Here is a 12,051-nt window from a genome sequence, read left to right as displayed (position 1 = left end):
TGCCCTCGGTGATGACCACGAGCAGCGGGATCTCCGCGTCGATGGCCTCGATGATGGCGTCCTTCGAGAAGGCGGGGGGCACGAAGGCGATCGAGGTGTCGGCCCCGGTCTCCTGCATGGCCTCGGCGACCGAAGCGAACACCGGCAGCTCGACGGCGTTGCCGTCGGCGTCGACGTGCGAGACCGTGGTCCCTGCCTTGCGGGCGTTGACGCCGCCGACGACGTTGGTGCCGGCCTTCAGCATCAGTGCGGTGTGCTTGGTGCCCTCGCCGCCGGTGATGCCCTGGACGATGACCTTGTTGTTCTTGTTCAGGTAGATCGACATGACTCTTCTTCGTCTCCTACTTGTTCGCCAGCTCGGCGGCCTTGTCGGCACCGGCGTCCATGGTCTCGGCCACGGTCACCAGCGGATGGTTGGCCTCTGCCAGGATCTTGCGACCCTCTTCGACCTTGTTGCCGTCGAGGCGAACCACCAGCGGCTTGCTGGCGCTGTCACCCAGCTTGGCGAGGGCGCCGACGATGCCGTTGGCGACCGCGTCACAGGCGGTGATGCCGCCGAAGACGTTCACGAACACGCTCTTGACCTGCTCGTCACCGAGGATGACGTCGAGGCCTGCAGCCATGACGTCGGCCGAGGCGCCGCCGCCGATGTCCAGGAAGTTGGCGGGCTTGACGCCACCGTGGTTCTCGCCCGCGTAGGCGACGACGTCCAGGGTCGACATGACCAGACCGGCACCGTTACCGATGACGCCGACCTGTCCGTCGAGCTTGACGTAGTTCAGATCGTTCTGCTTGGCCTTCAGCTCCAGCGGATCGGTCGCGTCGATGTCGGCGAACGCAGCGTGATCGGCCTGGCGGAACTCGGCGTTCTCGTCCAGGGTCACCTTGCCGTCGAGGGCCAGGATCTGATCGTCCGGCGTACGGACCAGCGGGTTGACCTCAACGAGGATCGCGTCTTCGGCGACGAAGACCTCCCACAGCTTCTGAATGGTCACGGCTGCGGCGTCGAGGACCTCGGCGGGCAGGTGACCCTTCTCGGCGATCTCACGAGCGAACGCGAGATCGACACCCTTGACGGCGTCCACGGCGATCTTGGCGAGGCGCTCGGGCTTGGTAGCCGCGACCTCTTCGATCTCCATGCCGCCCTCGACCGAGCACATGGCCAGGTAGGTGCGGTTCGCGCGATCGAGCAGGAACGAGATGTAGTACTCCTCAGCGATGTCGCTGGCTTCAGCAACGAGGAGCTTCTTGACGATATGGCCCTTGATATCGAGGCCAAGGATGTTTTCAGCGTGCGTCTGTGCGTCATCAGGGGTCGCGGCGTACTTGACGCCACCCGCCTTGCCACGGCCGCCGACCTTGACCTGCGCCTTGATCATCACGGGCTTGCCGATTTCCTCGGCGATCGCCCGCGCATCGGCGGCAGTATCGGTCACCCGACCGGGTGTGGTGGGTACCCCATGCTTGGCGAACAGTTCCTTCGCCTGGTATTCGAAGAGATCCATTCAGCTCACCATCTGAAGTAATGTTCCGCCCGCCTCGGTGTAACGCGGGCCATAGGCGACTCTAATCCCCCGACCCCGTCGCATTTGCATGCATCCCCATCCTTGTGCGACATCTCACCCCCTACTGGCGAGTAACCCGCTGTGCACCGAGAATCTGCTCATTGAGCAGCCAGAATAGGGACGTGATTCGAACTCTCGGTGGACTTCGGGTCTGCCGTTGGTTACCGTCATTGAGGTTGGTAACGACTAGGTCACGACACGGCACCCTCCCACAGCCGTGACGTGAAGATAGATTTGAGGTGAACGACTTGGCAACACGGAGCCTTCTCGACCGTGATGGCACGACTGCCCGCCAAGACGATTCCGCATCGCTTCCCACCCCCGAGACCCGCGACTTCCCGATGCCGTCGCGCACTCTGCGTCTCGGACTCGGCTCGGCTGCGCCCGGCCTGAGCACCGACAACGTCAGCACCACCGAGATCACGATCACCCGCGACGACCTTCCCGAGAGCGCTCCGGCGCCCGAGACCGCGAAGCCGAAGCATCGCCTGCAGGCCCCGCCCGCCGCGTTGCGCGCCCGCACCGCACTCCTCGCGATCGCCGCAGGCGCCACTGCGATGGCGGTCACCGGTTCGGCAGGCGATGGCGCCAGCCCGCTGGCCTCGGCACCGTCCCCGGCACCGCTCGACGACCAGAACATCAAGCCGGTCGGCAATCTCACCTCGGACGACACCGGCCCCCGCGCGCTGGCCGCGGCACCGGCCGCCGATCTGACCGAGTTCAGCGCGCAGCTGTCGCAGGGCACCAAAATCAAGAAGGAACAGGCCGCTGCCGAGGCCGCGAAGCGTCGGCCGCTGGTCGCGAGCCCGCTGTCGCTGGGTGCGTACGACCTCACCTCGGCTTTCGCGCCCCGCTGGGGCACCTTCCACGGCGGCATCGACATGGCCGCCCCGCTCGGCACGCCGATCCATGCCGCGACCGACGGCGTCGTCGTCAAGGCCGAAGCCGCGTCCGGCTACGGGCACTGGATCCAGGTCAAGGCCTCCGACGGCACCATCACGATGTACGGCCACATGGCGAGCTCGGGCGTCCTGGTGAAGGCCGGCCAGAAGGTCACCGCGGGCGACACCATCGGCCTCGTCGGCAACGAAGGCTTCTCCACCGGCCCCCACCTCCACTTCGAGGTCTGGAAGCCCAAGGGCGGCAGCTACGTCAAGGTCGACCCCGCCCCCTGGCTAGCCAAGCAGGGCGTCCGCCTCTCCGCCCTCGGCAACTAGGCCCAGCCGCAAACCGACAGCGCAACCCAAGACACAGAAGGCCCGCACCCAGGTGCGGGCCTTTCTGACGTATAACGGCCCCGAGCCCGGACAACGAACACGTGATACCGAACAGGTCGCACGGGACACACGGCACGCCCAACAATCTCAGGACAAGCAAAAACGCAACGAAACCAGAGAACCGTCGCCGGGGAGGAATCTCTTGTCGAGCTCTCCGCAGGGACGAGCCGCTAGGCGAGGAGCGAGGACTGTCTCGACAAGAGATTCCTCCCCGGCGACAGCCCACAGCTGCTCACAAGCGAACGCGAACGCTAGAGCGAAGCGCGAACCCGAGGAAACCGGCAAGCCCGGCCCCCCTTCTACAGTTTCTCGCCCGGCAACCCACCAACAGTCATGAGAGTGACGCGCCCAACCGCCCCACCGAAGTCGAAGGTGATGCGCTCAGTAGCCCCGCTCCCCTCCTTCGCGACGGCCTTCCCCATCCCGTACTGCGGGTGGTTCATCCGGTCGCCGATGTCGTAGTGGACGTGCTTGTTGCGTCCACGGGTCGGGTCGGACGAGTACGACGACCGTCCGCGGGACCCGGACCCGAAGCCGGAGTCCCCGAACGACGAACTCCCGCTGGATCCGAAACCGAAGCTGCCGCCGCGGGAGCCGAAGTCGCGCATGCCGCGTTTGGGTTCGGTGCGTCGCCAGTCGATGAGGTGCTGCGGGATCTCCTGCAGGAACCGTGACTCGGGGTTCGACACCGGTTGTCCCCACGACGCGCGCGACATCGCGCGGGTCAGGTACAGCTTCTCGCGGGCGCGGGTGATGCCGACGTAGGCGAGGCGTCGTTCTTCGCTGAGTTCGGCGGGGTCGCCGAGGGCGCGCATGTGCGGGAAGTGGCCGTCTTCCCAGCCGGTCACGAAGACCACCGGGAACTCGAGGCCCTTGGCGGTGTGCAGGGTCATCATGGTGACGACGCCTTCGCCTTCGTCGGGCACCTGGTCGGCGTCGGCCACCAGCGAGACCTTCTCGAGGAACGCGGCCAGTGAGCCGGGCTCGGGCTCGCCGTCGCCGATGATCTCGCCGGCGTCGGCGGCTGCGTCGTCGACGGGCTCCTGCTCGGCCTGCTGGGCGGCCTCGACGCTGAAGTCGCGGGCGACGGCGATCAACTCGTTGAGGTTGTCCATCCGCGCGGCGTCTTGGGGGTCGTTGGACGACTCGAGTTCGTCGCGATAGCCGCTGCGCTCGACGATCGCGTCGACGAGGTCGCCGATGTCGGCGTTCTCGACGGTGGCATCGGCGACGGCGTCGTCGGTCTCCTCGCCGCCGACCGCGCCGAACGACATCAGGTAGTCGCTGCGCAGCCCCTCGATGAGGTCGACGAAGCCGGTGATCTGCTTGACGGCGCGGGTGTTGAGCAGCGGCACCCGGTTCTCCGTCGCTTCCACCAGGGCCTGGTAGAAGCTGATGCCGAGGTTCTCGGAGTGGACGGCGACGCAGGCTTCGGCGCGGTCGCCGATGCCGCGTCGCGGCGTGTTGAGAATGCGGCGCAGACTCACCGAGTCGTCGGGGTTGGCCACCACCCGCAGGTAGGCCACGATGTCGCGGACTTCTTTGCGCTCGTAGAACTTGGTGCCGCCGACCACCTTGTAGGGGATCCCATGGCGGACGAAGACCTCTTCCAGCGACCGCGATCCGGTGTTGGTGCGGTAGAAGACGGCGACGTCGGCGTAGGTGTGGCTCGACGATCCGCCGATCGAGTAGTCGACCAGTTCTTCGATCTGCTTGGCGATGAACGCGGCCTCGTCGCGGTCGGAGTCGGCGACGTAACCGATGATCTGGTCGCCGTCGCCGGAGTCGGTCCAGAGCTTCTTGTCGCGACGGTTGGGGTTGCGCGAGATGACGGCGTTGGCGGCCGACAGGATGGTCTGGGTGGACCGGTAGTTCTGCTCGAGCAGGATGGTCTTGGCGTCGGGGTAGTCGCGCTCGAACTCTTCGATGTTGCGGATGGTTGCGCCGCGGAAGGCGTAGATCGACTGGTCGGCGTCGCCGACCACGCACAGTTCCGACGGGGTCAGGCCGCTCTCGGTGTCTTTGTCGCCGACCAGTTCGCGGACCAGCACGTACTGGGCGTGGTTGGTGTCCTGGTACTCGTCGATCATCACGTGGCGGAACCGGCGACGGTAGTACTCGGCGACGTTCGGGTGCCGCTGCAGCAGCGAGACGGTCTCGCCGATCAGGTCGTCGAAGTCGAAGGCGTTGGCGGCCGCCAGCCGCCGCTGGTACTCGGCGTAGATCTGCGCGATGGTGCCCGCGGCGAGATCGGTCTGACCTTCGGCCTCGGCTTCGACCGCCGCGGTGTCGGGGTCCTTGAGCTCGTTCTTGAAGTTCGAGATCTGGGTGCCGACCCCGCGCGGGCTGAACTTCTTGGGATCGAGGTCGAGGTCGCGCACGATCATCCCGAGCAGCCTGCGGGAGTCGTCGGCGTCGTAGATCGAGAAGTTGGAGTTCCGGTTGCCGAGCAGGCCCGACTGCGCGCGGAGGATCCGGACGCACGTGGAGTGGAAGGTCGAGACCCACATGTAGGCCGCGCGCGGACCGACGAGGTCGATGACGCGTTCCCGCATCTCGGCCGCGGCCTTGTTGGTGAACGTGATCGCGAGGATCTGTCCGGGGGTGACCCCTCGTTCGGCCAGCAGGAACGCGATGCGCCGGGTCAGCACCGCAGTCTTGCCCGATCCCGCGCCTGCGACGATCAACGACGGGGAACCCGTGTGCAACACGGCCTCCCGCTGCTGCGGGTTGAGCCCGTCGAGGAGCTCGCGCCCCCGGTCGCTCAGCGTGGTCTCGTCGATGGCAGCAAGTGAAGTGTTCATGGCCTGTTCAGGCTACCCGTGGCCCCCGACATCCCGGCATCTTGACATCCGACCTCACCTCGTCGGCCGACGTAGCGGACCCGCGTCGATCAGGGAACCGGCTCGGCCATCACCGGCTGACCCACCCGGCCGTCGCCGGTGTGCAGCTTCAGCCCCGGCGTGACGGGGCGGATACGCAATTCGGTGCCGTGACCGTCGAGCTGGAGGTACGCCGCGTGCAGACCCGCCCGAACCGGGACCTCGACCGGGTCGCCGCCCTCGAGTCGCACTTCGATCGCGCCGTCGCGGTCGGCGCAATAACTGAACGACACGGTGAACTGCCAGTCCATCAGCGGCCCGCTGAGCGGGAGCTTCACCGGACCGTCGATGCCGGGCCGCGCGCAGCTGCCGCGGCTCGGCTTGAAGGTCCGCACCGGGCTCACCATGCCTGCCACCAGCTGGCCCTGCGGGTTGAGCACCTTGAGGTCGTCGGTCACGTTGCCGAAGTCCGGTCGCTCACGCAGGCGGCCGAAGACATTGCTGATCATGTTGTTCGGGTAGGCGACGGGCAGCAGGACCTCCAGCGGAAGCGGTTGGTCGAACATCGTCTTGCCGTCCATCTCGGCCATCGATGCGCGGGCGTTGTCGAGGTAGGCGCCCGTCGGGTCGTCGCGCCACGACTGCCCGAACGACATCGTCGCGACCATCGCCGACAGCACCAGCACGGCGACGCAGCCGACGCCGATACCCGCGAGTCGGCGGTCCGGTTCGGCCACCTCGGCGCTGTGCGCGCCGACGTTCCGCGGGGCCGCGGCGATCAGCGCGAACGCGATCGTCAGGACGAGTGCGGTATCGGGCAGGTAGCGCATCGTCTGAGCGAGCTCGAGGGCCGTGTTCTCGCTCGAGCGATTCCACATCACCGGCAGCTGCGCGCCGACCGCGTACAGCAGCGCGAACACCCAGATCGTCGGGGCGCCGCGCTTGAACTTCACCGTCGCGACGATCAACGCGACCAGTACCAGCCAGCCGAGGACGATCATCCACACGGACGGGAATCCCATCGGCGGCGACGGCGTCCACCGCTCCCAGGTCCACGGCCCGCCCACCAACGACGGGATGATCGCGTTGTTGATGCTCCGCCACACCAGGTGCAGCGTCTGGCTGATGGAGTGCTCGCCCGCGGTCGCGTCGGACGTCGCCAGGAACAGCACGGTCCAGGCGACGAAGAGGCCGCCCAAGGTGAGCCACAGCGTCCTCGCGCGGACGAAGGTCTGCGTCAGCGGGGTGTTGCGGTAGTCCACTTCGCCACCCGTCCACTGCGGGCGCGTCGACCCGCGGACGGCCAGAAGCGCGGCGACGAACGCCACCGGAACGATGAACAGCGACTTCTCGAAGAACAGCAGCGCCACCGCGAAGGCGACCACCGCCCCGATCAGCAGGCGGCGACTGCGGGTCGCGTCCGGGCGGTCGCGCACCAGCAGCACGGCGTTCGCGACGACGATCGCCATCGCGGCCTGCATGGGCAGCGTGTTGAGACCCGCCGACCACCACACGAAGGCACTGACCGTCATCGGGACGAACAGGTAGAAGGCGAGTGCCGCCAGTCCCCAGCCGAGCGCCTTCGGCGCGATGACCCGGATCATCCGCCACACCGCGAACGATGCGACGGCCTGCAGCACCACCAGCGTGAGGGCGGGCAGCCACCACTGCACCGGCGCGATCACCGTGGACAGGCCCGCCACCAGGAACGCCCCGGGCATGAAGTGACCGTCGTGGCTGTGCCCGAGGAAATCCCAGCTCAGGATCGGATTCGACGACGCCCGACTGATCAGGATGAGGTCGTCCCAGTAGAAGTTTCCCCAGATCACCAGCACTGCGCGGACGACGAGTTGCGCCGCGATCAGTGCCAGCGCGATGGCTCCGGCTCTCTTAGCGGTGATCATTCCTGCATTGTCTACTACGCGCTGTCCCGCCTGCGAACCACGCGTGGCAAAATCAGAAGCCGTGAGTGACCAGAATGATCAGCAGCGCAATGACGGCCCGACCGACCCCGCAGGCGCCGAACTGCCGTTCGCGCTGGACCTCGAGGCACTCAACCTGAGCTCCGACGTGGCAGCGCTACCCGACGACATCGACGAGCTCCGGGTCGAGGTCGATCGCATGGACGCGGTCATCCTGGCGGCGATCCAGCGCCGCAGCGCCGTCTCGAAGAAGATCGGTGCGCACCGCATGGCCACGGGCGGCCCGCGGTTGGTGCACAGTCGCGAGATGAAGGTCCTCGACCGCTTCTCCGCACTCGGCACCGAGGGCCACACCCTCGCGATGCTGCTGCTGCGGCTCGGCCGCGGCCCGCTCGGCCGCTGATCCTCCCGGTCCGCGGTCAGGCCTGCCTGCCACGCTGCTTTCGGTACCAGCGCACCATCGCGTCGGTTGAGGAATCGCGCAGCGGCGCGGGCGGCGTGGGATCGCTGATGACCCCGGCGAGATCGTTGGCCTGCTGCTTGCCGAGCTCCACCCCCCACTGGTCGAACGGATTGATGCCCCAGACCACCGCTTTGACGAAGGTCTGGTGCTCGTAGAGGGCGATCAGCTGCCCGAGCACCGACGGGGTCAGCTTGGGCGCCAGAATCGACGTCGACGGCCGGTTGCCGGGCATCACCTTGTGCGGCACCAGCGTGGGCGGCACGCCCTCCGCGGCGATGTCGTCGGCCGTCTTCCCGAACGCCAGCACCTCGGTCTGCGCGAAGAAGTTGGCCATCAGGATGTCGTGCATCGAGAGTCCGTCGGTGGTCGCGAGGTCGTCGACCGGATTCGCGAAGCCGATGAAGTCGGCCGGAATCAGCCAGGTGCCCTGATGCAGCAGTTGGTAGAACGCGTGCTGACCGTTGGTGCCCGGCTCGCCCCAGTAGATGGCGCCGGTGGTCGCGGTGACGTGCTGGCCGCGCGTCGTCACCGATTTGCCGTTGGACTCCATGGTCAGCTGCTGCAGGTAGGCGGGGAAGCGTTCCATGTCGTTGGAGTACGGCAGCACGGCCTGCGACTGCGCGTCCCAGAAGTTGGAGTACCAGAGGCCGATCAGGGCCAGCAGCACCGGCGCATTCTGCTCCAGCGGCGCGGTGCGGAAATGCTCGTCGACGGCGTGGAAGCCGGCCAGGAACTCGCCGAACCGCTCGCGTCCGATGGCGATCATCAGCGACAGCCCGATGGCCGAGTCGATGGAGTACCGACCGCCCACCCAGCTCCAGAAACCGAACATGTTGTCGGTGTCGATCCCGAAGGCCGCGACTTCCTCGGCGTTGGTGCTGACGGCGACGAAGTGCTTCTCGACCGCGGGGTCGCCCTCGGCGACCCCGAGTTCGCGCAGCAGCCACTTTTTGGCGGCGGTCGCGTTGGTGATGGTCTCCAGGGTGGTGAAGGTCTTCGACGAGACGACGAACAGCGTGGTCTCGGCGTCGATCTCGGCGAGCACCGAGACCAGGTCCGACGGGTCGCTGTTGGAGACGAAGTGGCCTTTGATGTTCGGGTGTCGGTAGTGGCGCAGGGCGTCGTAGGCCATCACCGGGCCGAGGTCGCTGCCGCCGATGCCGATGTTGACCACGTCGGTGATCGCCTTGCCGGTGTGCCCCACCCATTCGCCGGAACGGACGCGGTCGGTGAACTCGCCCATCGCGTCGAGCACGGCGTGGACGTCGGCCACCACGTCCTGGCCGTCGACCACGAGGGTCGCCTCGCGCGGCAGTCGCAGCGCGGTGTGCAGTACGGCGCGGTCCTCGGACGTGTTCAGATGCGCGCCGGCGAACATCGCGTCGCGCTTCTCCTCCACCCCGGCTTCGCGGGCGAGCGCCATCAGCAGTTCCACGGTCTCGCGCGTGACGAGGTTCTTCGAGTAATCGATGTGCAGTTCGGCGGCATCGACGGTCATCCGCTCGCCGCGGTCGTCGTCCATGACGAACAGTTCCCGAAGGTGCAGGCTGTACATGTGCTGCTGATGCGCGGCCAGCGCATGCCACGAAACGGTCGAGCAGATGTCGAAGTCATCGCCCCCGTCGAGCCGCCCCCGCAAGTTCGTCGTCATGAACCCAACACTATGCGGACAGTGAGGGTCCGGCCACACGCGGCCACCCAACCCGCGGCTCGTGGGCCTGCTAGACCATCCGCGCGGTGACCGCATCCGGCAGGTACCGCAGCGCCCAGGAGATCGGGGTCCACGGCCACGACGGGACAGCGGCGCGAGCACGCTCGGATTCGATGGCCGCGACCATCGCCGCCACCCCGGTGTCCGTGTCGGTCAGCATCGACGTCTTGACGCCCTTGTTGATGTCGGTCTCGATGTAGCCGGGCAGGAGGACCGTGACCTTGATGGGACTGCCCGCCAGTTCCGCCTGCAGACCCTGCCCCAGCGCCGACAGCCCGGCCTTCGACGCCGAATAGGCGGCCTGCGCCTTCGGGAGCCCACGCACCGCACTCATCGAACTGACGAGCACCAGGTGCCCGCTCTGCTGGCGACGGAAGATCTCCATGGCGGCCTCGATCTGGGCGAGCGCACCGACCAGATTGGTCTGCACGGTCTCCAGATTCTCGGCGGCCTTGCCGGTGCCGATCCGCGCCCCCTTGCCGAGCCCGGCGTTCACGATCACCCGGTCGACCCCGCCCAACTCAGTGGCCAACTGCTCGAAGGCCACGGGCACGGCGTCGAGGTCGGTCACGTCGAGTTGCGCCACGGCGACCTTCCCGGCGGCCGGCTCGAGCTCGGCGGCGAGCGCCTCCAGCCGGTCCAGGCGGCGCGCGGCCAGCCCGAGACTCCTTCCGCGCCGGGCGAACTCGCGTGCCATGCCCTCGCCCAGGCCCGAGCTCGCTCCCGTGATGATGATCTTCTCGCGCGTCATGCGCCCGAATCTAACGCACTCCGGTCGCCCGGTCGATACCGGATCGTGACCGCCGTTCTGTTGGATCAGCCAAGTCGGACATGATTCCCTTTAGTCACTCTAATCACTTCCGTCACACCCTCGCGCGACTCAACGCGCCGCGGCCACCGTGACTACGACCTTCCGGGAGCCGCGCATGCGCCGCCGTCTCGTTCGAGCCGCCACCACCGCTGCGACCTGCGCTGCGCTGACCGCGACCGCCCTGGTGGCACCGTTCACCGGGACCGCGACGGCCGCGCCCTGCGGGAGCACATCCAACGGCTCGTCGGGAGTGCCGCTCCCCAGCTTCGGATCGCTCGGCTCGTCGAACCCGGAGGGCCCTCCGGAGGGCCCGCAGGGCCCGCTCCCGTACTTCAACAACGGGACCACCAAGGCCATCGCCTGGGTCACCGGACCGCGCAGCGAGAACAGGACCCTCACTCGCTTCGGCATCTCGGGCACGGACATCGGCGCCGCCTGGGACAACGGCTCCGGTCAGACCCTGATGGCCTTCGGCGACACCTTCGGCAACTGCTCCGCACCCGGGAACCAGTGGCGCCACAACGTCCTCCTGCGCACCGACGACAACGACCTCGCCGACGGGCTCACCGTGGCCGACGGCATCCCGGGCGTCGTCACCTCCGGAGCCTCGGTGTCGGCGGCCGCACCGAACATGGCCCGCCAGATGATCGACGCGATCGGCTGGTCCGGCGTTGAGGTCACCACCATCCCGACCTCCGGCATCTCCATCGACGGCAAGCAGTACATGAACTACATGTCGGTGCGCGCATGGGGTTCGGCGGGCAGGTGGGACACCAACTTCTCGGCCATCGCCGTCTCGTCGGACAACGGCCAGACGTGGAGCACCCCGCTGGACACGCTGCGCGTGAACGCCGGGGTCACCGTGCCGCTGCCGCCCGACCTGCCCGAGGTCAAAGCCAACAACGCCAAGTTTCAGCAGAGCGCATACGTCGCCGGGCACGGTGCCGACAGCGGTTGGATCTATCAGTTCGGCACCCCGAACGGCCGCTTCGGCTCGGCCTACCTCGCTCGATTCCGCCCCGACGACATCCTCGATCTGAGCAGCTACGAGTACTGGACCGGATCGACCTGGGCGAATTCGATCGACGCGATCCCGGACACGAACGCACCCAAGGTGTTCGGGGCGCCGGTGACCGAATTATCGGTGGCGTGGAGCGAGTATCTCGGCAAGTACATCATGCTCCACAGCCCCCCGACCGGCCTCCAGATGCGGACCGCCGACCGCCCCGAGGGTCCGTGGAGTCTGCCGCGTAACCTGGTGCGCCCCACCTACGGGATCTACGCGCCGATGATGCTTCCGCACTCGCCCGCGCTCCTCGGCACCGGTCCGGAGCTGTATTACAACGGCAGCCTGTGGGCCGATTACAACGTGGTGCTGATGCGGACCACCCTGCGACGGTAGTCGGTCCCGCCGGGCTTGCGCCCCCACTGCCCGGGAAATAACCGTCGGTCCCCCGGGGATAACAGATCGGCCAGGATC

Annotated in this window: 8 protein-coding genes and 1 pseudogene; 3 read left to right on the top strand and 6 right to left on the bottom strand. The window is 67.4% G+C overall.

The annotated features are described in order from the left end of the window. Positions 1-325 (bottom strand): annotated as a pseudogene (locus GX543_RS06175) (succinate--CoA ligase subunit alpha); the annotation flags it as partial. Positions 326-341: 16 nt separating this feature from the next. After that, on the bottom strand, positions 342-1,505 hold the full coding sequence (gene sucC / locus GX543_RS06170) for an ADP-forming succinate--CoA ligase subunit beta (protein WP_290850598.1): 1,164 nt from the start codon (positions 1,503-1,505) through the stop codon (positions 342-344). A gap of 299 nt (positions 1,506-1,804) precedes the next feature. Here sucC and GX543_RS06165 point away from each other — a divergent pair, with 299 nt between their 5' ends. Further along, on the top strand, positions 1,805-2,782 hold the full coding sequence (locus GX543_RS06165) for a M23 family metallopeptidase (RefSeq protein ID WP_290850596.1): 978 nt from the start codon (positions 1,805-1,807) through the stop codon (positions 2,780-2,782). A gap of 359 nt (positions 2,783-3,141) precedes the next feature. Here GX543_RS06165 and GX543_RS06160 read toward each other — a convergent pair whose 3' ends face one another. Together GX543_RS06160 and GX543_RS06155 are read right to left on the bottom strand one after the other, a co-directional pair. Next, positions 3,142-5,646, bottom strand: a complete 2,505-nt coding sequence (locus GX543_RS06160) for a UvrD-helicase domain-containing protein (RefSeq protein ID WP_290850595.1) — start codon at positions 5,644-5,646, stop codon at positions 3,142-3,144. An 89-nt stretch (positions 5,647-5,735) separates the two neighbouring features. Further along, entirely contained in the window at positions 5,736-7,568 is a 1,833-nt protein-coding gene (locus GX543_RS06155) for a hypothetical protein (protein ID WP_290850593.1), read from the bottom strand. Between the two features lie 121 nt (positions 7,569-7,689). On the opposite strand from GX543_RS06155, the gene GX543_RS06150 reads away from it, so the two are divergent. Then, entirely contained in the window at positions 7,690-7,989 is a 300-nt protein-coding gene (locus GX543_RS06150) for a chorismate mutase (protein WP_290850602.1), read from the top strand. Between the two features lie 16 nt (positions 7,990-8,005). Here the strand turns inward: GX543_RS06150 and pgi are convergent, their stop codons facing one another. Continuing rightward, a complete protein-coding gene (pgi, locus tag GX543_RS06145) occupies positions 8,006-9,700 on the bottom strand; it encodes a glucose-6-phosphate isomerase (RefSeq protein ID WP_290850591.1) in 1,695 nt (564 codons plus the stop codon). A gap of 70 nt (positions 9,701-9,770) precedes the next feature. Beyond that, positions 9,771-10,511, bottom strand: a complete 741-nt coding sequence (locus GX543_RS06140) for an SDR family oxidoreductase (RefSeq protein ID WP_290850589.1) — start codon at positions 10,509-10,511, stop codon at positions 9,771-9,773. A gap of 175 nt (positions 10,512-10,686) precedes the next feature. On the opposite strand from GX543_RS06140, the gene GX543_RS06135 reads away from it, so the two are divergent. After that, positions 10,687-11,973, top strand: coding sequence for a DUF4185 domain-containing protein (locus tag GX543_RS06135; RefSeq protein ID WP_290850587.1), 1,287 nt, complete (start codon positions 10,687-10,689; stop codon positions 11,971-11,973). Positions 11,974-12,051 lie beyond the last annotated feature (78 nt).

Origin of the sequence: Gordonia sp. (in: high G+C Gram-positive bacteria) (assembly GCF_012515855.1) — a bacterium.
Classification (GTDB): domain Bacteria; phylum Actinomycetota; class Actinomycetes; order Mycobacteriales; family Mycobacteriaceae; genus Gordonia.
Note: the sequence above shows the minus strand (reverse complement) of the source record. Positions and strands in the feature narration are given on the sequence as shown.

Coding starts and splice junctions, on each gene's coding strand:
- sucC (WP_290850598.1), bottom strand. CDS start 1,505: ATGGATCTCTTCGAATACCAGGCGAAGGAACTGTTCGCCAAGCATGGG.
- GX543_RS06160 (WP_290850595.1), bottom strand. CDS start 5,646: ATGAACACTTCACTTGCTGCCATCGACGAGACCACGCTGAGCGACCGG.
- GX543_RS06155 (WP_290850593.1), bottom strand. CDS start 7,568: ATGATCACCGCTAAGAGAGCCGGAGCCATCGCGCTGGCACTGATCGCG.
- pgi (WP_290850591.1), bottom strand. CDS start 9,700: ATGACGACGAACTTGCGGGGGCGGCTCGACGGGGGCGATGACTTCGAC.
- GX543_RS06140 (WP_290850589.1), bottom strand. CDS start 10,511: ATGACGCGCGAGAAGATCATCATCACGGGAGCGAGCTCGGGCCTGGGC.
- GX543_RS06135 (WP_290850587.1), top strand. CDS start 10,687: ATGCGCCGCCGTCTCGTTCGAGCCGCCACCACCGCTGCGACCTGCGCT.